Annotated in this window: 22 protein-coding genes; 10 read left to right on the top strand and 12 right to left on the bottom strand. The window is 72.0% G+C overall.

The annotated features are described in order from the left end of the window. Positions 1 to 53 precede the first annotated feature (53 nt). From ACFYPA_RS00675 to ACFYPA_RS00665, 3 genes are read right to left on the bottom strand one after another with little or no spacing between them, the layout of a single operon-like run. Positions 54 to 1,103 (bottom strand): glycine betaine/L-proline ABC transporter ATP-binding protein, encoded by a 1,050-nt coding sequence (locus ACFYPA_RS00675; protein ID WP_389128496.1) that lies wholly within the window; start codon positions 1,101 to 1,103, stop codon positions 54 to 56. Further along, the gene (locus ACFYPA_RS00670; protein ID WP_389128494.1) at positions 1,103 to 2,641 is read right to left on the bottom strand and encodes a GMC family oxidoreductase; all 1,539 of its coding nucleotides are present in this window, start codon (positions 2,639 to 2,641) and stop codon (positions 1,103 to 1,105) included. Before ACFYPA_RS00670 ends, ACFYPA_RS00675 begins: the two co-directional genes overlap by 1 nt. Positions 2,642 to 2,657: 16 nt before the next feature. Further along, positions 2,658 to 4,169 carry an aldehyde dehydrogenase family protein gene (locus tag ACFYPA_RS00665; RefSeq protein ID WP_359080196.1) on the bottom strand — a complete coding sequence of 504 codons (1,512 nt, stop codon included), beginning with the start codon at positions 4,167 to 4,169 and terminating at the stop codon, positions 2,658 to 2,660. Between the two features lie 240 nt (positions 4,170 to 4,409). Here ACFYPA_RS00665 and ACFYPA_RS00660 point away from each other — a divergent pair, with 240 nt between their 5' ends. Both ACFYPA_RS00660 and manD read left to right on the top strand, forming a co-directional pair. Then, positions 4,410 to 4,538: a hypothetical protein gene (locus ACFYPA_RS00660; RefSeq protein WP_359080198.1), complete on the top strand. Its 129-nt coding sequence runs from the start codon at positions 4,410 to 4,412 to the stop codon at positions 4,536 to 4,538. Beyond that, the gene (manD, locus tag ACFYPA_RS00655; protein ID WP_359080200.1) at positions 4,535 to 5,749 is read left to right on the top strand and encodes a D-mannonate dehydratase ManD; all 1,215 of its coding nucleotides are present in this window, start codon (positions 4,535 to 4,537) and stop codon (positions 5,747 to 5,749) included. Before ACFYPA_RS00660 ends, manD begins: the two co-directional genes overlap by 4 nt. A 66-nt stretch (positions 5,750 to 5,815) precedes the next feature. Here the strand turns inward: manD and ACFYPA_RS00650 are convergent, their stop codons facing one another. Together ACFYPA_RS00650 and ACFYPA_RS00645 are read right to left on the bottom strand one after the other, a co-directional pair. Further along, positions 5,816 to 7,609, bottom strand: a complete 1,794-nt coding sequence (locus tag ACFYPA_RS00650; protein ID WP_359080202.1) for an ABC transporter ATP-binding protein — start codon at positions 7,607 to 7,609, stop codon at positions 5,816 to 5,818. Positions 7,610 to 7,693: 84 nt separating this feature from the next. Further along, positions 7,694 to 8,923: a benzoate/H(+) symporter BenE family transporter gene (locus ACFYPA_RS00645; protein ID WP_359080204.1), complete on the bottom strand. Its 1,230-nt coding sequence runs from the start codon at positions 8,921 to 8,923 to the stop codon at positions 7,694 to 7,696. Positions 8,924 to 9,035: 112 nt separating this feature from the next. Between ACFYPA_RS00645 and ACFYPA_RS00640 the strand changes: the two genes are divergently transcribed. Next, complete coding sequence (locus tag ACFYPA_RS00640) at positions 9,036 to 9,620, top strand: helix-turn-helix domain-containing protein (RefSeq protein ID WP_359080206.1); 585 nt, start codon at positions 9,036 to 9,038, stop codon at positions 9,618 to 9,620. Here the strand turns inward: ACFYPA_RS00640 and ACFYPA_RS00635 are convergent. From ACFYPA_RS00635 to ACFYPA_RS00620, 4 genes are all read right to left on the bottom strand, one after another. Continuing rightward, on the bottom strand, positions 9,598 to 10,188 hold the full coding sequence (locus ACFYPA_RS00635) for a peptidoglycan recognition family protein (RefSeq protein ID WP_359080208.1): 591 nt from the start codon (positions 10,186 to 10,188) through the stop codon (positions 9,598 to 9,600). The two genes, ACFYPA_RS00640 and ACFYPA_RS00635, sit on opposite strands and share 23 nt — an antisense overlap. Positions 10,189 to 10,536: 348 nt before the next feature. Beyond that, complete coding sequence (locus ACFYPA_RS00630) at positions 10,537 to 11,886, bottom strand: esterase-like activity of phytase family protein (RefSeq protein WP_359080210.1); 1,350 nt, start codon at positions 11,884 to 11,886, stop codon at positions 10,537 to 10,539. A 144-nt stretch (positions 11,887 to 12,030) separates the two neighbouring features. After that, entirely contained in the window at positions 12,031 to 13,395 is a 1,365-nt protein-coding gene (locus tag ACFYPA_RS00625; protein ID WP_359080212.1) for an SWF or SNF family helicase, read from the bottom strand. Then, on the bottom strand, positions 13,392 to 16,307 hold the full coding sequence (locus tag ACFYPA_RS00620; protein WP_389128486.1) for a DEAD/DEAH box helicase: 2,916 nt from the start codon (positions 16,305 to 16,307) through the stop codon (positions 13,392 to 13,394). Before ACFYPA_RS00620 ends, ACFYPA_RS00625 begins: the two co-directional genes overlap by 4 nt. A gap of 255 nt (positions 16,308 to 16,562) precedes the next feature. Between ACFYPA_RS00620 and ACFYPA_RS00615 the strand changes: the two genes are divergently transcribed. From ACFYPA_RS00615 to ACFYPA_RS00605, 3 genes are all read left to right on the top strand, one after another. After that, positions 16,563 to 17,615 carry an acyl-CoA desaturase gene (locus tag ACFYPA_RS00615; protein WP_359080215.1) on the top strand — a complete coding sequence of 351 codons (1,053 nt, stop codon included), beginning with the start codon at positions 16,563 to 16,565 and terminating at the stop codon, positions 17,613 to 17,615. Between the two features lie 96 nt (positions 17,616 to 17,711). Then, positions 17,712 to 17,894, top strand: a complete 183-nt coding sequence (locus tag ACFYPA_RS00610) for a hypothetical protein (RefSeq protein ID WP_136325839.1) — start codon at positions 17,712 to 17,714, stop codon at positions 17,892 to 17,894. 14 nt (positions 17,895 to 17,908) lie between these two features. After that, positions 17,909 to 18,451 (top strand): MOSC domain-containing protein, encoded by a 543-nt coding sequence (locus tag ACFYPA_RS00605; protein WP_359080217.1) that lies wholly within the window; start codon positions 17,909 to 17,911, stop codon positions 18,449 to 18,451. 80 nt (positions 18,452 to 18,531) lie between these two features. Here the strand turns inward: ACFYPA_RS00605 and ACFYPA_RS00600 are convergent, their stop codons facing one another. The 3 genes from ACFYPA_RS00600 to ACFYPA_RS00590 all read right to left on the bottom strand — a co-directional run bounded on the left by ACFYPA_RS00600 (position 18,532) and on the right by ACFYPA_RS00590 (position 20,555). Then, the gene (locus tag ACFYPA_RS00600; protein ID WP_359080219.1) at positions 18,532 to 19,449 is read right to left on the bottom strand and encodes a hypothetical protein; all 918 of its coding nucleotides are present in this window, start codon (positions 19,447 to 19,449) and stop codon (positions 18,532 to 18,534) included. Between the two features lie 117 nt (positions 19,450 to 19,566). Continuing rightward, positions 19,567 to 19,866 carry a hypothetical protein gene (locus tag ACFYPA_RS00595; RefSeq protein WP_359080221.1) on the bottom strand — a complete coding sequence of 100 codons (300 nt, stop codon included), beginning with the start codon at positions 19,864 to 19,866 and terminating at the stop codon, positions 19,567 to 19,569. An 89-nt stretch (positions 19,867 to 19,955) separates the two neighbouring features. Next, positions 19,956 to 20,555 (bottom strand): methyltransferase domain-containing protein, encoded by a 600-nt coding sequence (locus ACFYPA_RS00590; RefSeq protein ID WP_359080223.1) that lies wholly within the window; start codon positions 20,553 to 20,555, stop codon positions 19,956 to 19,958. A gap of 159 nt (positions 20,556 to 20,714) precedes the next feature. Between ACFYPA_RS00590 and ACFYPA_RS00585 the strand changes: the two genes are divergently transcribed. Genes ACFYPA_RS00585 through ACFYPA_RS00570 form a run of 4 tightly spaced genes read left to right on the top strand, consistent with a single transcriptional unit; the run spans position 20,715 to position 25,101 of the window. Next, positions 20,715 to 21,590 (top strand): MHYT domain-containing protein, encoded by an 876-nt coding sequence (locus ACFYPA_RS00585; RefSeq protein WP_359080225.1) that lies wholly within the window; start codon positions 20,715 to 20,717, stop codon positions 21,588 to 21,590. A gap of 60 nt (positions 21,591 to 21,650) precedes the next feature. Next, positions 21,651 to 24,224, top strand: coding sequence for a nitrate- and nitrite sensing domain-containing protein (locus ACFYPA_RS00580; RefSeq protein WP_359080227.1), 2,574 nt, complete (start codon positions 21,651 to 21,653; stop codon positions 24,222 to 24,224). Next, positions 24,221 to 24,658: a roadblock/LC7 domain-containing protein gene (locus ACFYPA_RS00575; protein WP_359080229.1), complete on the top strand. Its 438-nt coding sequence runs from the start codon at positions 24,221 to 24,223 to the stop codon at positions 24,656 to 24,658. Before ACFYPA_RS00580 ends, ACFYPA_RS00575 begins: the two co-directional genes overlap by 4 nt. A gap of 14 nt (positions 24,659 to 24,672) precedes the next feature. After that, positions 24,673 to 25,101: a DUF742 domain-containing protein gene (locus ACFYPA_RS00570; RefSeq protein WP_359080231.1), complete on the top strand. Its 429-nt coding sequence runs from the start codon at positions 24,673 to 24,675 to the stop codon at positions 25,099 to 25,101. Positions 25,102 to 25,111: the final 10 nt, after the last annotated feature.

Here is a 25,111-nt window from a genome sequence, read left to right as displayed (position 1 = left end):
CCTTCCGGTGCCGTACGCGTGGCCCGGGGGCCCTGAGGCGTTGTCCACGCGCATCACGCGGCCTCCTTCACGGCCGGGACCCCGGCCACGACGCCGAGCAGGCACGCGTGGTCGACCACGCCCAGGCAGCGGCCGTTCTCGACCACGCGTGCCGTCTCCCCGGTGCGGACGACCGCCTCGATCGCCTCCGAGACGGTGGCATTCGGCGCCAGCGCGGGACCGGAGACGCTCTCCGCGCCGTCGGCGGAACGCATGGCGGCCCGCACGGTCACCACCTGCTCGCGCGGCACGTCACGGACGAAGTCGCGGACGTAGTCGTCGGCGGGCGAGCCCACGATCTCCTCCGGCGTGCCGAGCTGCACGATCCGGCCGTCGCGCATCAGCGCGATGCGGTCGCCGAGCTTGAGCGCCTCGTTCAGGTCATGGGTGATGAAGACCATGGTGCGGCCCTCCTCACGGTGCAGCCGCACGACCTCCTCCTGCATGTCGCGGCGGATCAGCGGGTCGAGTGCGCTGAACGGCTCGTCGAACAGCAGCACCTCGGGGTCGACGGCGAGCGCGCGCGCCAGCCCGACCCGCTGCTGCTGCCCTCCGGAGAGCTGCCCGGGTCGACGGCTCTCCAGCCCGTCGAGGCCGACCTTGGCGATGAACCCGGCCGCACGCTCGCGGCGCTCGGACCGGCCCATGCCCTGGATCTCCAGGCCATAGGCGACGTTGTCGAGGACCGAGCGGTGCGGAAGCAGACCGAAGTGCTGGAAGACCATCGCCGCCCGGTGACGGCGCAGCTCGCGCAGCCGCCCGGCGTTCATCGACAGCACGTCCTCGCCGTCCATCGTGATCGCACCCGACGTCGGCTCGATGAGCCGGGTGAGGCAGCGCACGAGTGTGGACTTGCCCGAACCGGACAGTCCCATCACGACGAACACCTCGCCCTTGCGGACGTCGAAGGAGACGTCACGCACGGCGGCGGTGCAGCCGGTGCGGGCGCGCAGCTCCGCGGCGTCGAGCGCCCCTAGTTCGGCGTCACCGGGTATCCGGTCCGCCTTCGGGCCGAACACCTTCCAGAGATCGCGTACGGAGAAGACGTGCGGTGGCGTGTTCATCAGGCATGACCCCCATAGGTGGCGCCGAGCAGGTCCGCGCACTTCTCGCCGACCATCAGCACCCCGATCATCGGGTTGACGGCAGGCATGGCCGGGAAGACCGACGCGTCGGCTATCCGGATGGCGTCGAGTCCCCGGATCCGCAGATCCGGCGAGACCACGGCGCGCGCGTCGTCGGGCGCGCCGATCCGGCAGGTTCCGGCCGGGTGGTAGACGGTGTGCGCGACCTTGCGCGCGTACTCGCTCAGGTCCTCGTCGGAGGTGACCTCCGGCCCCGGGCAGACCTCACGCTTCAGCCAGCCGGCCAGCGGCTCCCGGGCGGCGATCTCCCGGGCGATCCTGATCCCGTCGACGAGGGTGCGTCCGTCGTAGTCCTCGGCGTCGGTGAAGTAGCGGAAGTCCAGAGCCGGTTTGACCTCGGGGTCGGGGCTCGTCAGGTACAGCCGGCCGCGGCTGCGCGGCTTGGGGATGTTCGGCGTCATCGACACCCCGTGCGGCGGTCGCTCGTAGCCGAGCCGCTCGGGATTGTCCGTGAAGGGGATCTGGTAGAAGTGGAACATCAGGTCGGGGCCCGCGCTGTCCGGATCCCGTCGTACGAACAGCCCGGCGTCGCTGTCCATGGCGGAGTTCTCCGGAATCGGCCCGTGGGTCTCCCAGACGATGACCGATTCGGGGTGGTCGAGGAGGTTCTCGCCGACCCCGGGCAGATCGTGCAGCACCGGAATGCCGAGCTTCTCCAGTTCGGCGCGGTGACCGATGCCGGAGTGCATCAGCAGCCGGGGCGTGTCGACCGCGCCCGCGCACACCACCACTTCGCGCCGGGCCCGCACCACCCGCTCCTCGCCGTCCGCCGTCCGCACCCGCACACCGGTGGCCCGGGTGCCGTCGAACTCCAGGCGGAACGCCCAGGTCTCCAGGGCGATATGGAGGTTCGGCCGGTCGAGGAAGGGGTGCAGGTACGCGACCGAGGCGGAGGAACGCTTGTTGTCCTGCGGGTGGTAGGCGAGGTCGAAGAACCCCACACCCTCCTGGAAGGCCTCCTTGTTGAAGCCCTCGACGCGCGGCACCCCGAGCGCCGACTGCGCCGCTTCGACGAAGTCGCGTGCGATGGCGTTCCGGTCGGCCTCGTCGACGGGGACGATGTTGTTGCGCAGCCGGTCGAAGTACGGGTCCATCGACGGGGCGTCCCACCCCGCCGCACCGGCGGCCGCCCACTCGTCCCAGTCCGACGGCAGCGGCTTGAACGCGATCAGGGTGTTGTGCGACGAGCAGCCGCCGAGCACCCGGGCCCTGCTGTGGCGGATGTACGAATTGCCGCGGGGCTGCTCGGTCGTGGGGTAGTCGTAGTCCAGCTCACCCCCGAGCAGGCCCATCCAGCGGCGCAGCGTCAGCACGTCGTCGCGCCCCACGTCGCTCGGCCCGCCCTCGATCAGGGCGACGGTGACGTCGGGGTTCTCCGTCAGCCGGGACGCGATCACCGAACCGGCGGTGCCGCCACCCACGATGACGTAGTCGTACGCGGTCATGTCGTTCTCCATCGCCTCTGCTCCCCGTTCAGCCCGCGAACCAGCGCACCGGGCGCGGGGCGAGGTTCTGGTAGATGTGCTTGGCCTCGCGGTACTCGGCCAGACCCGTCGGGCCGAGCTCACGCCCGATGCCGGACTTGCCGAAGCCGCCCCACTCCGCCTGCGGCAGGTAGGGGTGGAAGTCGTTGATCCAGACCGTGCCGTGCCGGAGCCGTGCCGCGACCCGCCGGCCGCGGCCCGCGTCGGATGTCCACACCCCGCCGGCCAGGCCGTACTCGGTGTCGTTGGCGAGAGCCACGGCCTCGTCCTCCGTGCGGAAGGTCTCGACGGTCAGCACCGGCCCGAACACCTCCTCGCGCACGACCCGCATGGAGCGGTCGCAGTGGTCCAGGAGCGTCGGCCGGTAGAAGTAGCCGGGCCCCTGCGGACGCTCGCCGCCCGCCCGCAGCACGGCGCCCTCCTTGAGCGCCGAGGCGACGAACTCCTCGGTCCTGGCGAGCTGCCCGGCGGAGACCAGCGGACCGCACTCGACACCCTCGTCCGTGCCGCGGCCGATGCGGATCCGCTCGGCGCGCCGGGCGAGCTCGGTCACGAACCGCTCGCGCACCGACTCCTCGACGATCAGCCTGGAACCGGCGGAGCAGACCTGGCCGCTGTGAATGAACGCGGCGTTCAGCGCCTGGTCGACGGCGGTGTCGAAACCGTCCTCGGTGGCGCACGCGTCGGCGAACACCACGTTGGGGTTCTTGCCGCCGAGTTCGAGCGCGACCTTCTTGACCGAGTCCGCGGCGGCTCGCATCACCTTCGTACCGCTGGTGAGCCCACCGGTGAAGGAGACCAGATCGACATCGGGGTGCTCCGACAGCCGGGCACCGACCGTGGCGCCCGGGCCGGTCACGATGTTGGCCACACCGGAGGGCAGTCCGGCCTCGGCGAGCAGCGCGACGAGGGCGACGGTGGTGAGCGGGGTGATCTCGCTGGGCTTGATCACAAAGGTGTTTCCTGCGGCGAGCGCCGGAGCGATCTTCCAACTCGCCTGGAGCAGGGGATAGTTCCAAGGGGTGATGAGACCGCAGACGCCCACGGGCTCATGCACCACGACGCTGTGGATCTCCTCGGAACCGGCGTCGACGACCCGTCCGCCGCTCTCGTTCATCACGAGGTCGGCGAAGTACCGGAAGGCATCGCGCACACAGTCCACGTCGACCCGGCCCTCTTCGAGGGTCTTGCCCGCGTCACGGCACTCCAGGGCACCGAGTCGCTCCCTGTCGCGCTCCAGGAGGTCTGCCACGCGCCTGAGCAGCGCGGCGCGCTCGGCGACGGGGGTGTGCGGCCAGGGCCCCGCGTCGAAGGCGGTCCTGGCGGCGGCGACCGCGGCGTCCGCGTCCACGACGCCGCCCTCCGACACGACGGCGAAGGCTGTCGCGTCGACGGGGTCGAGGATCTCGCGGGTGGCGCCGGAGGCGGCCGCGCGCCACTCTCCCGCTACCTGGATGGTGTGTTGTGCCGACACGTCGTGTGCTGCCCTTTCGGTGGCCATGGGTTCGACGCCGGGTGATTCCCGGCGGTCTGGCCACATGCCCCGGAAGGGGGGAGTCATGCGCGCCGGCTGCCGGGAAGTGACCCTACTCACGGGTAGGTGGCGGCGGGCGGCCGGAAGGGGCCGCGATCGCAGGGGGTCTGACCTGTGATCCCCTGCCGGTGGTCCGGCCGTGGGGTGATGCGACGATGTGTGTATGCGGCAGCTCAGCGAATTGACGGACGTGGACGAACCCGGGACGTGGCCGCGACCACCGGGAAGCCCGCTCCCACGGCCGAACTGCTCGGCCTGAGCGGCGATTTCAGTCGGCAGGCGGGCCTGGGTGACCCCGGGTTCCTCGCCCTCGTCTCCGCAAGGGAGCGCGCATGAAGATCATCGACGCCAAAGTCGTCGTCACCAGCCCGGGACGCAACTTCGTCACCCTGAAGCTGACCACCGACGAAGGCCTCACCGGCCTCGGCGACGCCACGCTCAACGGACGGGAGCTGGCCGTCGTCAGCTACCTCACCGACCATGTGGCGCCCCTGCTCACCGGCCTCGACCCGCACAGGATCGAGGACACCTGGCAGTACCTCTACCGCGGCGCCTACTGGCGGCGCGGGCCGGTGACCATGGCCGCGATCGCCGCCGTGGACGTGGCCCTGTGGGACATCAAGGCGAAGGCCGCCGGTCTGCCGCTCTACCAGTTGCTGGGCGGCGCGAGCAGGGACCGTATCGGCACCTACGGCCATGCCAACGGCCGTGACATCCCCGAACTCCTCGACTCCGTACGGGCCAGGCTCGCCGAGGGCTACCCCGCCGTCCGCATCCAGACGGGCATTCCCGGACTCAAGGCCGTGTACGGGGTCTACGCCAAGGACGAGGCAGGGGGGACGGTCGCCCACCAGCAGGCCCGGCCCCTGGTCGAGGACTGGGACACGGACGCGTACCTGCGTCACACGCCGGCCGTCTTCGAGGCGGTGCGAGCGGAGTTCGGCGGCGAACTCCCGCTGCTGCACGACGCCCACCACCGGCTCACCCCGGTCCAGGCGGCGCGGCTCGGCAAGGACCTGGAGCCCTACCGGCCGTTCTGGCTGGAGGACTGCACGCCCGCCGAGAACCAGGAGGCGCTGCGTCTGGTGCGCCGCCACACCACCACGCCCCTGGCTGTCGGCGAGGTCTTCAACACCGTGTACGACTACCAGACGCTGATCACCGAACAGCTGATCGACTACGCGCGTTCCGCGGTGACCCACTTCGGCGGTGTCACACCGTTGCGCAAGCTCTTCGACTTCGCAGCCCAGTACCAGGTCAGGAGCGCCGTCCACGGGCCGGAGGACATCTCCCCGGTCGGGATGGCCGCGGCCGTCCACCTCGACCTCGCCGTCCACAACTTCGGCATCCAGGAGTACTCGGGACACACCCCCGCCACCAGGGAGGTGTTCCGGCATGCCTACACCTTCACCGACGGGTACCTGCACCCGGGCGAGACGCCGGGCATCGGTGTGGAACTGGACGAGGAGGCGGCGGCCGCGCATCCGTACGCACAGGCCTACCTCCCGGTCAACCGACTCCGGGACGGCAGCGTCCACGACTGGTGAGCCACGGGGCGCCGCCGTCGGCGGACCGGCGGACGGCAGGCACCGCGGACACGCGTCCGGGCTCCGCTACGGGAAGGCGGGCTGCAGGCCCGCGTACACGCCTTCCCGGCCGATCAGTTCCTCGTGCGTCCCGACCTCCGCGATCCGGCCGCCCTCCATCGCCACGATGCGGTCGGCGCCCTGGATCGTGGAGAGCCGGTGGGCGACGACGAAGACGGTACGGCCGTGCACGAGCCGGGAGAGGGCCTCCTGCACGAGCGCCTCGGAGCGGTTGTCCAGCGCGGACGTGGCCTCGTCGAGCACCAGTACCCGGGGGTCGCGGATCAGCGCCCGGGCGATGGCGAGACGCTGCTTCTGGCCGCCCGACAGGCGTGCGCCCCGCTCACCGACGACCGTGTCGAGGCCGTGCGGCAGTTGTTTGACGAACTCCAGCGCGTTGGCGTCCGTCAGCGCGCGCAGGAGCGTCGCCTCGTCCGTGTCACCCATCCCGTACGTCACGTTCTCCCGGATGCTGCCCTCGAAGAGGATCGACTCCTGCGGAACCACGGACAGGAACCGCCGGTAGCTGCGCAGGTCGAGCCCCGCCATGTCCGTGCCGTCGAGCATGATGCGGCCCGACGTCGGCCGGATGAAGCCGATGAGGAGGTTAAGGACAGTCGACTTGCCCGCCCCCGACGCGCCGACCAGCGCGATGGTCTCGCCCGGCCGTGCGGAGAGGGTGAAGCCGTCGACCGCGGGGGCCGCGTCCTCGTAGGCGAAGCCGACGTCCTCGAAGTCGATCCGGCCGGTGACGCGGTCGACCTGTGCCTTGCCGGCGTTGTGTTCGAGGTCGGGTGCCTGGAGCACCTCGCCCGCCGAACGCACCGACTCCAGTCCCTTGGTGAGGATGGGGGCCAGGCCCAGCAGCGTGGTCACGGAACCGGTCAGGACGGTGAAGAAGGCGCTGAGCATCACGACGTCGCCGGGGGTTATGGGCATCCAGCCGTGGTACGCGACCAGCGCGGACCCGGTCAGGCACAGCACGCCGAGCGTGTTGAGGATGACCCAGGCGAGCGATCCGAAGCGGCCGTTGATCACGTCCAGGCGCAGACCGGCCGCGAAGACCTGGCGCAGCGAGCCGTCGACCCTGCCGAGCGCGGTGCGCTCCAGTCCGTGGGCGCGGGTGATGGGGATCAGGGTGGTCATCTCGCCCACACGGGAGGAGAGCTGTTCGACCTCGCGCCGGAAGGACTCGTTGTGGCTGCGCAGCCGGGCCCGGAGCCTCATCACGAGGAAGCCGGCCGCGGGCACCACGACCAGGAAGACCGGAAGGAAGGCGGGTACCCGCAGCCCGATGACGACGAGACCGCCGACCAGGGTCACGACGGCGCCGAGCCCCATGTCGGCGCTCTGCTGCATCATCTGCTCCACCGACTCAACGTCACGGACCACCTTGGCCTGCAGCACGCTCGAACTGACCCGTGAGTGATAGCCGATGGACAACTGCTGCATGCGGCGGCACAGCGCCGAGCGCAGGGTCGTGCCCATGCGCCGGATGCTTCCGCCGAGGCAGCGTACGTACCACTGGTGCAGCGGATAGTTGATCACGAGGATGAACAACAGGACGCCGGTGGCCTTCCACAGCCTGGATTCCGGGCCGTGCTGGACGACCACGTCCAGGACCGTGGCGGTGATGAGGGGAAGCAGCCAGATGGGGCTGTGCTTCACGACGAAGAAGACGACAGCGAGTGCCAGTCGGCCCCGGTCGGGCCGCAGGAGGTGACCCAGGGTGCGGAAGGGGTTCTCGCCGCGGTAGCGGTGGTCGAGGTGGTCAAAACGCGCCAGGGATTCGGCGGAAGGTTGGGAAACCGCTTTCTGCATGGGGTCCATCCCACCCCGCTCCCGCAGTCCGGGGCAACTCCGTCCCACGGACGGGACAAGGGGGGAGGGTGTGCCCGACGTGCCTCAATGGACGCGCACTTCGTCCGGCAGCGGCTCGGGCGCCGGTTCCTCGCGGCGCGGGCGGCCCACCGAGGCGATCGCGCTCGTCACCAGGCCGGCCAGCAGACCCCAGAATGCGGAACCGATCCCCAGCAGTGTCACTCCCGAAGCCGTGGCGAGGAAGGTCACCACGGCCGCTTCCCGGGACGCCTTGTCGGCCAGTGCCGCGGACAACGAGGCCTCGATGGTGGCGAGCAGGCCGATGCCCGCGATCGCCAGGACGAGTTCCTGGGGCATGGCGGTCAGGAGCGAGGCGACGGTGGCGCCGAGCAGTCCGACGCAGAGGTAGAAGACACCCGCCCACACCGCGGCCAGGTAGCGCTTGTCGCGGTCGGGGTGTGCTTCCTCGCCCGTGCAGATGGCCGCCGTGATCGCGGCCAGGTTGAGGCCGAAGGCACCGAAGGGCGCCAGGACCGCGTTGGCCGCGCCGGTCCACGTCATGAGGGGCGACACCGGCACGTCATAGCCGGCGCCGCGGATGACGGCGACGCCGGGCAGGTTCTGCGAGGCCATCGTGACGACGAACAGCGGGGCGCCGACGCTGACCAGGACCTTCCAGTCGAACTCCGGCGGGGTGAACACCGGGGTGGCCACGGCGAGCCGGACCTGGCCCAGTTGCCAGCCGCCGGTGAACACGGTGGCCACGACACCCGCGGCGAGCGCCAGCAGCACCGCGTACCGGGGAAGCAGGCGCCTGCCCAGCAGATAGATCACGAACATCGGGAACGCGACCGCGAATCCGCCCTGCATCGTGCTGAACAGACCCGTGCCGAACCGCAGCAGCACCCCGGCGAGCAGCGCTGCCGCCAGCGGCACCGGAATGCGGCCCATGAGACGGCTGAACCAGCCCGTCACCCCGCTCACGAGGATGAGCAGTGCCGAGAAGACGAACGCGCCGACCGCCTGGGCCATGGACACGCCGCTCAGCCCGGTCGTGAGCAGCGCGGCCCCAGGCGTCGACCACGCGGTGACGACGGGGGCCCGGTAGCGCAGCGACAGTCCGACGCAGGTACAGGCCAGGCCCACCCCGAGCGCGAGCATCCAGGAGGAGATCTCGCGCGAGTCGGCCCCCGCCGCCCGGGCGGCCGTGAAGACCAGGGCGGCCGAACTGGTGACGCCGACCATGACGGCGATCAGTCCGGCGGCCACGGCCGACGGCGGCGCGATCGAGCGTATGCGGGTGAGCGCGAGCATGAGGGAGCCACTTCCTGCGCGTGCGTTCCATATACGGAACGTTCTGTATGTGGAACACTAGAGAGGCGGGCCGACGCCCGTCAACCAGGACAGTGGAGCGGGTGCACGGCCGATGGGGCTGAACGAGGACGTGGGGCGCAGGCTGCGCATGCTGCGGCGCGAGCGGGAGCTGTCCCTGTCGGAGCTGTCCCGGCGCTCCCACGTCGGCAAGGGCACCCTGTCGGAGCTGGAGAGCGGGACGCGCAATCCCACCCTGGAGACGTTGTACGCGCTCACCACCGCGCTCGGGCTGCCGCTCAGCGCCGTACTGAGCGACCCGCCACCGACGGGCGGGCGGGGCCCGACCCCTCCGGGCGTCTCGGGCAGCGCCGTCACCGCAGTACTGCTGGAACGGTACGAGGACGAGGCCGCGGTCACCGACGTGTTCCGCGTCAGCATCCGGGCGGGTGCCGTCCAGGAGTCGCAGGCGCACGTCGCGGGTACGCGGGAGAGCCTGATGGTGCTGACCGGCACCGCCGTCGTCGGCCCGCCGGACGACACCAGGACGGCCGGCCCCGGCGTCTCGGCGCACTGGCGGGCCGACGCGCCCCACGTCTACGGCGCGCCCGACGGTGAGGTGGAGGGCGTGCTCTTCGTCCGCAGCCCGCTCGCCCAGGACCCGCGGGGTCAGCGGGTCACGTCGCGCCCAGGAGGTTGACCAGGCGGATGTACCGGACCCAGTCCCAGTGGGGGCCCGGGTCCGTGTGGTCCGTGCCCGGGACCTGCACATGGCCGAGGATGTGCGCGCGGTCCTTGGGGATGGCGTAGCGGTCGCACACCGACGCGGTCAGCAGCGCCGACTTCTCGTACATGGCATCGGTGAAGTAGGCGGGCTGGTCCACCCAGCCCTCGTGCTCGATGCCGATGCTGCGGGTGTTGTAGTCCCAGTTCCCCGCATGCCAGGCGACGTCCTTCTCCCGCACGCACTGGTCGATGTAGCCGTCCGCCGAGCGCACCACATAGTGCGCGGACACCTGTTTGGCCGAGTTCCGGAAGATCGCCACGGCGTCCGAGAACGTCTCCTGCGTGACATGGATGATCACGTACTGCACCGGGTACGCCGAAGGCCGGGACGAGACGGTGTAGTTGGACGCCGAGGCAGGCACCCAGTGGGCCGTCGGGTAGTCCGTGTCTCCGGCTGTCGCCGCGGTGGCGCGGACGGAGGCCGGAAGCAGCGCCCCCGCGACCGTCGCCGCGGCGCCCTTGATGATCCTTCTGCGGTCCATGCGTACTCCTGGGTGTGGGGGAGGGCGGCAGGTGGGGCGCGATGGGGCTGCCGGCCGGCTCGGGGTCCGGAGGCCGTCGCCCCGACGTCCGTGCCCCCTGTCCGATGACCGGAATGTGATGTCCGATGTGCGGCCGAGCAAGGTGCGCGCCCCACCGTACGGGCGTCGCGCGGGTGACGGAAGACGGCAGAAGAGCGAAACCAGTGCGAGCGAGGGGGCGTTGGTGGCCGAGCGGACGAACCGAGTCCCGGCCGCCGGAAGGAGTGGTCCGGCGGCCGGGAAGCCCGGTCCGTCACCGCGTCAGCGCGTCGGTCCGGCCGACCGTCAGTGCGTCAGCCTGTCGGTCCGTCAGCGCGTCAGCGGGCGGGGCAGCTTCAGCAGGGTCACCGAGGTCTCGATCCCCGAGTCGACCAGCCGGCCGTTCGCGTCGAAGGCGCCCGCCCCGTCGGTCATGCCGAAGTCGTTGTCGTTGATGAGGGCGAGCGTGTTCCGGCCCGTCACCGCCACGCCCTCGATCTTCCCGGGCACGCCGGTGACCTCCCCCAGGTCGACGACGAGACTCTTGCGCAGGACCGGGACGCCCGAGGCCGCCGGGTCCGTCAGCTCCTCGTAGGAGGGAGAGGCGGACGGGACGTCCCAGCGGGAGCCCAGGATGCCCGCGCCGCGGGGGAGCGTGACCCGGTGCAGACGGGCCGCCCGGTCGGTGCGCTCCTCGATCAGCAGTTCATTGCCACCGATCGCGACGACCGAGGAGATCTTCAGCTCGGACGTGTCGTCCTCACCGGGGTCCACGACCCCCACGGCGTCGAAGCGGTACGCGTACTCCGCCGTGACGGCGCGCTTCTTCGGGGAGAAGCGCAGCAGCCTCACATTGCGTGATGCCTCGCCCGCGTCCTCGTCGGGCAGCGAGAGCGGGCTCTGGACGGCGAGTACCAGGTCGCCGCCCGGCAGCAGCGCCAGGCCCTCGAAACCGCGATTGATCTTCCGGTGGAGCAGGACGCCGGGCAGCGCCTCCACGACGGGGTAGTCCGCGCCCTCGAGGTTCAAACCCTCGGGGACGTAACGGGCCAGCACCCGGCCGCTCCCGGAGACGTGCACCAGCGACGGGCCGTACTCGTCGACCAGCCAGAACGAACCGTCGGCGCCGCGGACGACACCTTCCGTGTCCAGACCGTTCGGGTTGTACGCGAGAGGCGTCTTCGCGTCGTAGGAGTACGGGGTCTCGTCCCGTCCCGCCTGGTTCGGCAGACCGGTGACGGGAGCGCCGGAACGCGTGGTCAGCGGGATGGACCGCAGCACGTCGACACGCTTCCCGCTGACCCGCACCCTGACGATCGCCGGGTCGAAGCCGGGGACGGGGAAGGTGCGGCGCTTCGTTCCGTCGACCTTGATCTGGCCGTTCGGGCCGCGGTCCGTGACGGTCCAGAACTCGCCCGCGCGTCCGGCCGGGTAGATGTCGCTGCCGATGCCGCCGAGCATCACGCCGCGGTCGTCCCCGACGGACCCGGGCAGCAGCCCGTTGCTGAAGCGGGCCAGCGGAACGTCCCCGAGCAGGGCGGTCGCGGTGACCCGCGCGGCGCCCTCGGGGCGGTGGTGCCGGTCCTGCGCGCCGGTTGCGGTGCCGGCGACACCCACCGTGCCGAGCAGGGCGAGCGGCAGCCCGACGGCGAGGGATCGACGGACAACACGCGCGGACATGGGGCCTCCTGAGGACGCAAGGATCTGACGGCCGTCACGTTGCGCCGTGCTCCTCAACAGCCGGTGACATCGAGTTGAACTCCGGGACGGAACGCGGCGGCGGACAGGGGCGATGCGCCCCTGCCCGCCATGAAGGGGCCGTGGTCAGGCGTCGTCCGGGGCCACCGCGTCCGCCCAGACGGCAGCCGGATCCTCGTCCGCGGGCCCCGCCGGAGTCCAGCGGCCGCTCTCCTTGCGGTACGGATACCAGCGCCCGTCCCGCCCGTAGCGCAACTGCGCCGTGCCGTCCGCCGACGTCCACCGGTTGCGCTCGGCCCGCAGCCGGGGAGCCTCGTCGTCCTCCCAGGCGCCGGCGAGCCGCGTCCTGGCCCGGGCGAGCGCGGCGGCGTCCGGTGTCCACTCCTCGTCGAGCACGGCGAGCGCGGCCGCGCCGCCGTACTGCCAGGAGAGCACGGCGGCCGGCAGACCTGCGCGCTGCCGCCCCGATCCGGTCGCCAGCCGGTTCGCGATCCAGGGCTCGGGCCGCGCGTCGGCCGCCAGCCGTACCGCGTCCTGCTCGGGCGTCAGTGCTTCCGGTACCGGCTGCTGTCCGTGACCGGGCGCCAGCGCCTCCGCCAGCATCCGGTGTGCGCGCACCGCGGCGTCCCTGGCCAGCATCTCCAGGGCCGTCGGGTCCACGCCCGGCTCAGGATCGGTCTCCGTGTCCAGGGAGGGGGCCGGGCCCGGCTCGTCGGGCAGCGCGGGGGCCGGGGGCAGCGGCGGGAGGATGCCGGCCGCCGCGAAGGCCTCCGCCGCCGGGACGCCGCGCACGACCCGGTCCGCGGTCTCCTCGACGGGCTCGTCCGCGGGCCCGTCCGAGGGCGCGCGACCCGTCGCCCTGGCGGCGATCCGTACTTGGAGTTCGTCCAGCAGCCGCCGTTCCCCGCGGCCCCGCATCAGGAGCAGGACGAACGGGTCCTGGTCCAGCAGCCGCGCCACCTGGTAGCAGAGGGCCGCGGTGTGCGGGCAGTGGTCCCAGGCCTCACAGGCGCACTCCGGGTCGAGGTCGCCGATGCCCGGCAGCAGGTCCACCCCGGCCGCGGCCGCGTCCTCGACCAGGTGCGGCGGCATCTCCCGGTCGAGCAGCGCGGCGATGTGCCCGGCCCGGTCCACGGCCATGTCCAGGAAGCGGTCCCACTCCTCCTCGGTCAGCTCCTGGAGCAGTACGTCGCTGCGGAAGCCGCTCTCGTCCCGGTCGCGGACCACCGCGGTGATCCGGCCCGGCCGCACGGACACCGCGCCGACCCGGCCCTCGCGGGCGAACCGGCGTCCCTTCTTGAGCTGTTGTCCGTCCAGCGCGGTGTCCTCGAGCGCCTTCAGCCACGCCCGGCCCCACCAGGAGTCCGCGAAGCCGCGGCCCTGCGCCGCGGGCAGTGCGGCGAAGGTACGTTCCTGCCCCGGCGCGGTGTCGTCCTGCCCGTCCCCGTCGTACCGGTCGCCGAACGCGTCCGACTCGTATCCGTCGCTCATCGCGCGCCCCCTCGCAGCTCCACCAGATCGGCCAGTTCCGCGTCGCTGAGCTCGGTCAGGGCGCTCTCGCCGGAACCGAGCACCGCGTCCGCGAGACCCTGTTTGCGGGCCAGCATCTCCGCGATCCGGTCCTCGATCGTGCCCTCGGCGATCAGCCGGTGGACCTGCACCGGCTGGGTCTGCCCGATGCGGTACGCACGGTCCGTGGCCTGCGCCTCCACGGCCGGGTTCCACCAGCGGTCGAAGTGCACCACATGGCCCGCGCGGGTCAGATTGAGCCCCGTCCCCGCGGCCTTGAGCGACAGCAGGAAGACCGGCGCCCCGCCCGACTGGAACCGGCTGACCATAGCCTCCCGCTGGGCCACCGGCGTCCCGCCGTGCAGGAACTGGGTGCCGATCCCGCGCGCCGCCAGATGCCGCTCAAGCAGCCGGGCCATCTGCACGTACTGGGTGAACACGAGGACGCCCGCGCCCTCCGCGAGGATGGTGTCCAGCAGCTCGTCGAGCAGCTCCACCTTGCCCGAACGGTCCGCGACCTGCGGCTCCTCCTCCTTGAGGTACTGCGCGGGATGGTTGCAGATCTGCTTGAGCGCGGTGAGCAGTTTCACCACCAGGCCACGCCGGGCCATCCCGTCGGCCTCGGAGATCGCGGCCAGCGTTTCCCGTACCACCGCCTCGTACAGTCCCGCCTGTTCGGCCGTCAGCGACACCGCACGGTCCGTCTCCGTCTTCGGCGGCAGCTCCGGCGCGATGCCCGGATCGGACTTGCGCCGGCGCAGCAGGAACGGCCGTACCAGGGCGCCGAGGCGCTCCGCCGCCGCCGGGTCGCTGCCGCCCTCCACCGCACGCGCGTACCGGGTGCGGAAGGTGCCGAGCCGGCCCAGCAGGCCGGGAGTCGTCCAGTCGAGGATGGCCCACAGCTCGGAGAGGTTGTTCTCCACGGGGGTGCCGGTGAGGGCGACCCGCGCCTGTGCGCCGATCGTGCGCAGCTGCCTGGCCGTCGCCGAGTAGGGGTTCTTCACGTGCTGCGCCTCGTCGGCGACGACCATGCCCCACCGCGCGGCCGCGAGCCGGGGCGCGTCGAGCCGCATCGTGCCGTACGTGGTCAGGACGAACTCACCGTCCGCCAGGCCCTCCAGGCTGCGCGACGCGCCGTGGAAGCGGCGGACGGGGGTGCCGGGGGCGAACTTCTCGATCTCCCGCTGCCAATTGCCCATCAGCGAGGTCGGGCAGACCACCAGCGTGGGCCCGGCGGCCCCTTCCAGCGTCCGGCGGTGCAGATGCAGGGCGATCAGCGTGATGGTCTTGCCGAGCCCCATGTCGTCGGCGAGACAGCCGCCGAGCCCGAGCGAGGTCATCGTGTGCAGCCAGTTGAGGCCGCGGAGCTGGTAGTCCCGCAACGTCGCGGCGAGCGCCTCCGGCTGGCCGACCGCCGGTTCGTCGCCCGACCGGGACTCCGGATCCGCGACCCGCTGCCGCAGGCGCTCCAGCCAGCCGGTCGCCCGGACGTCGACGCGGTGGCCGTCGACCTCGGTGGAACCCGTCAGTACGGCGCCCAGCGCGTCGATGGGAGTGACCTTGCGGTCCTGCGTCTCCCGGGCGCGGCGCGCCTGTTCGGGGTCGATCAGCACCCACTGGTCGCGCAGCCTGACCAACGGCCGTCCCGCCTCGGCGAGCCGGTCGATCTCGGCGCGGCTGAGCTTCTGGTCACCGAGGGCGAACCACCAGTTGAAGGTCAGCAGGGAGTCGCTGGCCGGCAGCGGCGCGGTGTCCGAGGTGTGTCGGGCGGATCCCCGCCGTCCCCCCGGCCCGCTGCCCTCGTCCGCGTCGTCCGCGTCGTCCGTGGGGCCGATCACCGCGCGTGCCGTCAGCTCGCGCGCCAGCTCCCGGGGCCAGTGCACCTGAACACCGTTGGCGGCGAGGGCTCGTGAGGCGGGGCCCAGCAGGTCGGCGATCTCCTCGTCGGCCGGCTCCACGGCGTCCGGGACGGCCGCGGACAGCAGGGGCGTCAGGGGTGGCCAGGCGCGGGCGGCGCGGCGCAGCATCAGAAGGGTGTCCATCCGGGCCCTCGGTCCGAAGGCCGCGGCGGCCGGTCCCGAGCCGCCCCAGACCTCGGCGGCGTCGGCGACCAGCGTCGGGTCGCTCACGCCGTGGACCTGCGGAACGACCCGGAAGGAGGGGCCGGCGGACCGGCCGGGAACCGTCTCACCGTCCCGGTCGAGGCCCGACACCTCGACGCGCAGCGAGAGCCGGACGCCCGCGTCGTGTCCCGCCGCGACGTCGCTCACCCAGGCTCGCTGACCGGGCAGGTGCCGCGGCGCGTCGGCGGCGAACGCCGGACCGCCCGCGGCGAACGCGGCACCCGGTGTGCGCGGCAGGCCGTCCGCGACCGCGTCCAGGAACTCCCGTACCAGCCACTCCGGTTCGGGCAGCAGCAAGGGCTGGGCCAACGCGTCCGCCGGTACCGCGTGGGCGGTCGGCGGCATGGAGGCGGCCAGAGTACGGATCCGTGTCCGGTCGTCCGCCGTCAGCGGGCCGGCCCGCCACGCGTCGTGATCCGTGGCGCTCAGCCCCGACAGCAACAGCCCCCGGGCGGCGAACTGCAGGGCCAGCAGCCCCGCCGCCCCCCAGAACGCCACTGCCGAGGAGGCGTGTGCCGCGGCCCGGGCACGTGTGAGGACCGGGAGCGCGTCCCGCACGGGAAGCATCCGTGCCGGCACCGCGTACGGCAGGGCATCGGTGCCGGTGACGGTGAGTTCCTCGACCGTCCCGGGGGCCTCGGGCGGACTGCTGCCGTCCGGATACCAGAAGGCGATCCGTCCGGTCCGCGCGGGATCCGCGGGCAGGAAGACCACGGAACAGCCGGCGAGTGCGGAGATCTCGGAGAGCGTTGCTGCGGGGAGGCGGTGCACAGCGATGTCAGAGTCCTCAAGTTTGACTAGTGGGCCGAGGTCGCCGAGGGTACTCCATCGCCATCGCGGGGGGCAGGGTCCGGCACGTGATTCATGTCACTCACAAATGCCCCGAATGTCTGCCAGGTGTAGCCAGCCCCCCATCGCAATGAGGGGGCTGGCACCAGGAGAATCCGGGTGGTGCCTCCATGGCTGCTATACATCTGCGACCCGTACGTTTCATCAGGTCAGCGCACCTATAAGACCGGAGACATCATGCCTCAGGCCGCAACCACCGTCGCGGAACGAACTCGCGACGGTGACACGAGTGCCGGAAGTACAGGAAGTGACTTCGCGCCACTGCTGCGGGCCGTCAAGGGGCAGGGGCTCCTCGAACGTCGCACCGGCTGGTACGCGGCAGGCATCGCTGCCAATCTGCTCGCACTGGGTGCGGTACTGACCGCGGTGGTGCTCCTCGGAAACACCTGGTGGAGCCTGCTGCTGACACTGCCCCTGGCCATCGTCTGGTCGCGCACGGCCTTCGTCGGTCACGACGCCGGCCACGCCCAGATAACCGGCGACCGGCGGGTGAGCCGGACCATCGGGTTCGTCCACGCCAACCTCCTGCTCGGCATGAACGAAGCATGGTGGAACGACAAGCACGTACGTCACCACGCCAACCCCAACCACATCGACAAGGACCCTGACGTCGGCGTCGGCGCGCTCGTCTGGACGCAGAAGCAGGCGGCGCAGCGCGAGGGCTTCGCCCGCTGGCTCACCCGCAACCAGGCCCGCCTGTTCTTCCCGATGCTGCTCCTCGAAGGCATCGCCCTGAAGATCTCGGGCTTCCAGTACCTGCGGCAGCAGCCCGTCCGGGAGCGTGCCCTGTCGGCCGCGCTCCTGGTGGCGCACCTCGGCCTCTACGCCACGCTGCTGCTCACCGTCATGTCTCCCGGGAAGGCCGTCGTCTTCGCGCTCGTGCACCATGCGCTCTTCGGTCTCCACCTCGGCATGGCCTTCGCCCCGAACCACAAGGGCATGGAGATGCCCGACCCCGACGGGGACCGTTGGGGACACCTGCAGCGGCAGGTGCTCACCTCGCGCAACGTGCGGGGAGCCGCCCTCACCGACTGGTTCCTCGGCGGACTCAACTACCAGATCGAGCACCACCTCTTCCCGAGCATGCCGCGTCCGCATCTGCGGCTGGCCCAGCCCCTGGTCAAGGCCCATTGCGAGGCGCTCGGCATGCCGTACGCCGAGACCGGACTCGTCGAGTCCTACCGGCAGGCGCTGGAGCACATGCACGAGGTCGGCGCCCCTCTGAGGTGACCCGGCGGGCAGAAGTCCGCAGCGGCTGGAACCGATGGGGACCCACAGGCGTTCTCACAGCAGGAGCGGCCACGGGCCGCGAAGGAGGCGTGGACGATGTCGAACAGCGCAAAGATCGCCATCGGGGGAGTTGTCGTCGCGGTCGTCCTGATGCCGTTCATCGGCTTCTGGCTGTCCCTGCTGGTGCTCATCGGAGTTCCCGCGATCGCGTATCTGGCCTTGGACCCGAGCCAGCGGCGCAGGCTCCGTAGGATCACCCGTAAGGAAATAGGCCGCTGAAAGGAGATCGCTCCGTGAGTGGGACAGTCACCGCCGTGAGCAGCAATGAGGCGTACAGCTTCACCAAGCCGAACCGGGACGGTGTGACGCTGCTGACCGGCCTGGGCGTGGAGGGTGACGTCCACGCGGGGGTGACGGTGAAGCACCGCTCAAGGGTCGCCCAGGATCCCACCCAGCCGAATCTGCGGCAGGTCCACCTCATGCACGCAGAGCTGTTCGACGAACTGCGCGAGGCCGGCTTCGAGGTCGCCCCCGGTGACCTCGGGGAGAACGTCACCACCCGTGGCGTCGATCTGCTGGCACTTCCCGTCGGCACCCTGCTGCACCTCGGGGACGAGGCCGTCGTCGAAGTCACGGGGCTGCGCAATCCGTGCCTTCAGATCGACAACTTCCAGGACGGGCTGCTCAAGCGGGTCGTAGGCCGGGACGAGGCCGGCAACATCGTCCGCAAGGCCGGGATCATGAGCGTGGTGGCCGTGGGCGGCGTGGTCCGGCCCGGCGACCGGATCAAGGTCGAGCTCCCTGTCGAGCCCCACCGGCCGCTGGAACGCGTCTGACACCCTGACGCGCACACGAAAGCCCCGGAATCCAGAGATGGCGGGGCTTTCGTGTGGGGTGTTCCGGCCGCCCGGTGAGGTCAGGACGGTCGTACGGCCATCGCGTCCAGGGCCTTGAGCAACTTGGGGAGCTCGGTCCCGCGCCCCACGGTCAGGATTTCCCCCGGCATCTCGTCCAGCAGCAGGAAGGCGATGTCGTCGGTCCTGGCGACCATGGACCAGCCGGGGCCGTCGGCCCGGATCATCCGGGCGTCACCGGGGGCGAAGGAGGAGCGGACGCGGCCGGGGGGCGGGGGGGCGCCGACGTAGGCGTGTGCCTCGGCCAGAGCCCGCCGTACACCGGGGTGCGTCACGGACGGGGGAGGGCTGTCCGCCGAGGCGTCGTCCGTCTCCTTGTCCGAGCCCGCATCCGTACCTTCCATGGCGGCAGCCGCGTCCGCGCCCCCGCCACCCGCCGCGTCCGCGTCCCCGCCAGCCGCCGGGGCGAAAGCCGTGTCGTCGTCGATCTGCTCCCGCCAGACCGCCCACTGGAGCGCGATCGCGTCGGCTCCCATGCGGCGCTGGGCGGGCCCCCAAACGTCGGTGTCCGGCGGGGAGAGCGGTGGCAGGTCGTCCCCGCCCGCCTCCGGGTCCGGCGCCGGGTCGTGCGGAGCGCTCACCCCGGGAGCGGCGACGGCCACGGCCAGCGGCCAGCCGGGGAGCGCGCAGACCACCGAGTTGTCGTCCGGCGACAGGTCGTACTCCATTCCGCAGTCCCAGGACGCTATCGCCACGGCCACCAGGGACACGTCGTCGACGACCACGGTCCACCGGGCCCCGTCACTGTCCTGCCCCAGTACCAGTCCGTACCCCTCGGCGTACGGCTCCAGATTCAGGGCCGCACAGGCTGCCGGGTAGTCGTCGCCGAGGACGCTCGGAAACTGTGCGGGGGTCAGCAGGACCGCGGTCAGCACGTACAGTGCGTCGTCGTCGGCGACTGTGTTGTCCGTCCCGGCCACTGCACCCTCCTCTTCCGTCGTGGTTGTCGTCGGCGCACCTTAACCAGTGGGTAACCCGCTCGTCGAGGCCCTGACGAGGCAGGATGCGGGCTTCGGTGACGAACCGGACGATCCCTCTCAGCCGTCGGCCAGGCCGAGCAGCTCTCGGGCCACCGTCTCCGGAGACGCGTCGCGCTCACGGGCGAGTGCGATGACGGCCCGGCAGGCCAGTTCGCCGACGCCGAACGAGAGCGCCTCCGGGGACACCCAGCCGCTCGCCTCGTCCATACGGTCCTGGTCGTCGTCCACCGATGCGGCGACGAACGTGGCCGCCGCCTCGAAGAGGTTGTGCTGCCGGCGCACCGGCGCCGGCGCGGAGGGTCCGTCCTTGCGCCCCGGGGTCACGGCTCTGCGCAGTATGCCGAACATGCTGGTCATGGCGACCGCCTCTCGTTGACGCGTACGTACTCACCGTCTTGCCCCCGCACGTACGCGGGGACACTCGACCTGGACGGGGGGCCGCCCCGTCACCCGGTCCGTTCGGCCAGCGCGAGGAACCGGCTCTCCTCGTCGACGTACGAAGCCAGACGCCAGCCCGAACGGGCCAGCAGCGGGCGGAGGTTCTGCTCGGCCCGCAGATCACGGTCCGTGAGCTGCCGGCCGTGCCGTGCGGCCAGCGCCGCCCGTCCGATGGGGTGGAACAGCGCCAGTAGCCCGCCCGGCAGCACCACCCGGGCCAGTTCGGACAGATCGGGCCCCGGCCGGGACAGATGCGAGATCAGCCCGGCCGCGAAGACCGCGTCCAGGACCCCGGACCGCAGCGGGAGCCGGGCGGCGTCGGCCTGGATCAGCAGCCCGCTGCCGCCGCGCCCCGCGCGTGCCGCCGACTCCAGCATGGCGGCGGTGAGATCGGCGCCCAGCACAGTACCCCCGGGTCCGACCGCCGCCCGCAGCGCCGGCATCGCCCGTCCCGTGCCGCATCCCGCGTCCAGAACGGCAGCACCGGGACGGAGCCCCAGTGCGGCGACCGCGGTGGCGAAGGCGGGGCCGTCATCGGGAAAGCGCGTGTCCCAGTCCGCTGCGCGAGCGGAGAAGAACTCCTGGACGTGTGTGTGGTCATCGGCCATACGGACATGATCGCGCAGCCACCGTCCGTACGGAACGCCGTGAATCGATGCGCATGTTCGACCACGCTCCGATCGTTCGGGAACATCTCTCTGTCATATTTCGGCAGCTTTCGAATGCGCCCCAGGCGCGCCCCCCGGTGCGACTAGCGTCCCCGAGTCATGGGACACCTGGACCACGCCACCTTCGGCTGGCTGACACCTCTGCTGTCGTACGCGATGGCCTGCATCGGCGCCGCGCTCGGCCTCAGCTGCACCGTGCGCGCGCTCGACACGACCGGGCGCTCGCGCCGCAACTGGCTGATCACGGCCGCTTCGGCCATCGGCTCGGGCATCTGGACCATGCACTTCGTCGCGATGCTCGGCTTCGGCGTCTACGGGACCGACATCCGCTACAACGTGCCGCTGACCTTCCTCAGTCTGCTCGGCGCCATGGTGGTCGTCGGTGGCGGCGTCTTCGCCGTCGGATACAGCCGCGACCGGACCAGGGCACTGCTGCTCGGCGGGTTCGCGACCGGCCTAGGCGTCGCCAGCATGCACTACCTCGGCATGGCGGCACTCCGTCTGCACGGCACCATCCACTACGACCCGCTGAGGGTCGTCCTCTCCGTTGTCATCGCCGTCATCGCCGCGACGGCCGCTCTCTGGGCCGCGCTCAACATCAGGTCGACCCGTGCCGTCGCTCTCGCCTCCCTCGTCATGGGAGCGGCGGTCAGCAGCATGCACTACACCGGGATGCTGGCTGTGACCGTGCAGGTGAAGCCCTCGGGAACCGCACTCCCCGGGGCCACCGCGATGCAGTTCATCTTCCCGCTCGCCGTCGGACTCGGTTCCTACCTCTTCCTCACCTCGGCCTTCGTGGCCCTCTCCCCGACCGCGCCGGAGCGTGCCGCGTACGCCCATGCCGAGCATGCGCAGTCCCCGGCCGGCGCGCCCGCGGCGGGAGCGGCGGTACGCGGCCCGGACCTCCGGCCGCGTACCGCCCACGGCTCCGGCACACCACCCGTCGGCAGCGGTGCGCCCGTCGGCACCCGTTGACGAGCGGCCGGCCCGGCCCGCCCCACCACCCACTCAGCCCCGACCCGGAACGAGGAGGCCATGCGCCCACCCCGCACGACCCCGGACCCCGGTGCCTCCGACGCCCGGCCCGCCACCCCGTCGGCGCCGCCGGCCCGAGGCCGCCGCGCGCACGCCGGACCGCCGGCCGACGAGAGCGCCGAGCACGACGGCCCGCTGCCCGCACACGGCATACCCGCACCTCGTGGGCGCTGGACGCTGCGCCCCAGGACCGTGCGCGCGAAGATCATCTCGCTGCTGATGCTGCCCGTCGTCTCCCTGCTCGCCCTCTGGGGCTTCGCCACCGTGTCCACCGCCCAGGACGTGGGCCGGCTGCGTCAGCTGCAGCGCGTCGACGAAGAGGTGCGGGCGCCGGTCGCCGCGGCGGTCTCCGCCCTTCAGGGCGAACGCAAGGCCGCCATGCTCCAGGCAGCCGACCCCAGCAGCGCACACGCCTCCGCCCTGGAGCAGCACGCCGTGCGCACCGACACCGCCCTCGACACCCTGCGGCTGGACGACGGTCACACCATCGCCGACATCGGCAACCTGCCCGGGGGATTGGCCGGCCGGCTCGACCGCTTCCTCGGCCTCGCCCAGGAGCTGCGGGGGGACGAGGGAAGGGCCATGAGCGCCGGCGGTGAGGGAGCGGTGTACGACCGCTACACCTCGACGATCAGCGCCGCCTTCGCCGTCTCCGGAGCCCTCACCGGCATCCAGGACGACGCCCTCGGCTCCGACGCCCGCGTCCTGCTCGAACTCGCCCGCGCCGACGAGATGCTGGCCCGCGAGGACGCCCTGCTGGCCACCGCCGCACGCGTCGGCACCCTGCGGGACCGACCGCTGCGGCTCTTCACCGGCGCGGTCGACACCCGGCGCAGCCTCACCGAGACCGCCGGCGTCGACCTGCCCGCCACCGAACGCGCCGCCTGGCGGGAGTTCACCGCACTGCCCGCCTACCGCTCCATCCAGGCGGCCGAGGACAAGGTGCTCACGGCGTCGCCCGGCCGCGACGCCGCCCGGGGCGTGCCCGCCGCAGACTGGCAGCGCGCGGCCGACGACGTCCGCGGCGAACTGCACAGGATCGGCACGGGCGCCGGAGAACGCGCCGCCGACCGCGTGGACCCTCTCGCCCAAGGCCTGCTCAGCCCGTCCGGCGCCGCCGTGCTCTTCGGCTGCGTCGCCGTCGCGGCCTCCCTCGTGATCTCCGTACGCATCGGGCGCGCGCTCGTCGTCGAGCTGGTCAGCCTCCGCAACAGCGCCCTGGAGATCGCCCGGCGCAAACTGCCCCTGGCCATGCAACGGCTGCGGGCGGGCGAAGAGCTGGACATCCGGGCAGAGGCCCCGCCGGGCCTCGCCTCCCAGGACGAGATCGGCCAGGTCGGCGAGGCCCTCGGCACCGTCCACCGCGCCGCCCTCAGCGCCGCCGTCGAGCGGGCCGAGCTCGCGGACGGGATCTCCGGCGTCTTCGTCAACCTCGCCCGGCGCAGCCAGGTGCTGGTCCACCGCCAGCTCAACCTCCTGGACAGCATGGAGCGCCGGGCCGACGACCCCGACGAGCTGAGCGACCTCTTCCGCCTCGACCACCTCACGACCCGGATGCGCCGGCACGCCGAGAGCCTGATCATCCTCTCCGGCGCCGCGCCCGGCCGGGCCTGGCGCATGCCCGTGTCGCTGACCAACGTCGTGCGCGCCGCAGTCTCGGAGATCGAGGACTACGCCCGGGTGGAGGTCAGCCGGCTGCCCGACGCCGCCGTGAAGGGCACGGCTGTCGCCGACCTCACCCACCTGCTCGCCGAACTGATCGAGAACGCCGCGCAGTTCTCGCCCCCGCACACCAAGGTACGCATCACCGGTGAACCCGTGGGCAACGGCTACGCCCTGGAGATCGAGGACCGCGGCCTCGGCATGGGCGCCGAACTCCTCGGCGAGGCCAACCGCCGCATCGAGCAGGCCGAGGCCCTCGACCTGTTCGACAGCGACCGGCTCGGCCTGTTCGTCGTCAGCCGGCTCGCCGTCCGGCACCGGATCAAGGTCCAGCTGCGCACCTCCCCGTACGGCGGCACCACGGCCGTCGTCCTGCTGCCGACGGCGCTGCTGCAGACCGCACTGCCGCCGGCCGAGGAGGAGGCGGCGCCGCGCAAGGCCTCCGTCGAGCGCCGGGACGATCACGAACACACCTCGTTCGGGCCGGGGCCCCGCGCCGTACGGCCCCGGACCACGGCCTTCCCCGCACCGGTCGCTGTTCCGGCACTGGAGTCCCGCACGGGCCCCGCGGCCCAGGTGACCTCGCTGCGCCCCCGCCGGACGGAGGGCACCGACGGGACCGGGCCGGCGCCCGGGCCACCGGCAGGGGAGGACGACGACGAGGCCCTGCCCCGCAGGGTGCGGCAAGCCAGTCTCGTACCCCAGCTGCGTGAGGAACCGCGGCCCGAGCCGCCGCCTGCCGCCGGAACGGCCGAGGACGCCGCCACGCACCGAACCCCGGAACAGTCCAGGGACCGCATGACCGCCTACCGGGCCGGCTGGGTCCGAGGCGGCGGCGCCGCCCCGGGAGTCCCGGCGGCAGCCCCAGGCCTCACCGAACCCCGCCCGCTCAGCGAAGGAGACCCCGCATGATCGCGAACGAGAGGACCGGGGTGCCCCGCCGATCCGGTGAACTCGACTGGCTGCTGGACGATCTGGTGACCCGCGTCGGCGAGGTCCGCCACGCGGTGGTGCTCTCCGGCGACGGGCTCGCGGTCGGCGCGTCCAGCGCGCTGAGCCGCGAGGACGCCGAACACCTGGCAGCGGTGGCCTCCGGATTCCATAGCCTCGCCAAGGGCGCGGGACGGCACTTCCGGGCAGGAGACGTGCGTCAGACGATGGTCGAGATGGACGACGGGTTCCTGTTCGTCGCCGCCGCGGGGGAGGGATCGTGCCTCGCCGTGCTGAGCACGGCGTTCGCCGACATCGGCCTGGTCGCCTACGAGATGGCCCGCCTCGTCAAACGCGTCGGTGAGCACCTGCGTACCCCGGCGCGCTTCGCCGAGCACCCGTCGGCAGCCGGCTGAGGGGGCGGGGAGCAGTGTCCAGGACCGACCGGGGCCCGGAGGCCCCGGACCCGTACGAGCTGCCGGGCAGCCAGTGGTACGACGCCGACGCGGGCCCGCTCGTCCGTCCGTACGCCATGACCGGTGGCCGGACCGAACCGGGCCCCGGCGGCACGCGTTTCGACCTGATCGCGCTCGTGACCTTCGACGACACCGTGACCGGGAGCGCCGAGGACGCGGTGCTCGGGCCGGAGCACCGCACCCTGCTGACGCTGTGCCGGACCGAGACGCAGTCGGTGGCCGAGCTCTCCGCGGACGCCGACCTGCCGGTCGGTGTGGTGCGGGTGCTGCTCGGCGACCTGCTGGAAGCGGGCTATGTGACGGTCAGTCGCCCGGTGCCGCCCGCCCAGCTGCCCGATGAACGCATCCTCCGCGAGGTGATCAACGGCTTGCGCGCACTGTGAGGGCCGCCGA

Source organism: Streptomyces sp. NPDC005775 (genome assembly GCF_042871565.1).
Classification (GTDB): Bacteria; Actinomycetota; Actinomycetes; order Streptomycetales; family Streptomycetaceae; genus Streptomyces.
This window is presented reverse-complemented; position numbering and strand designations above follow the sequence as displayed.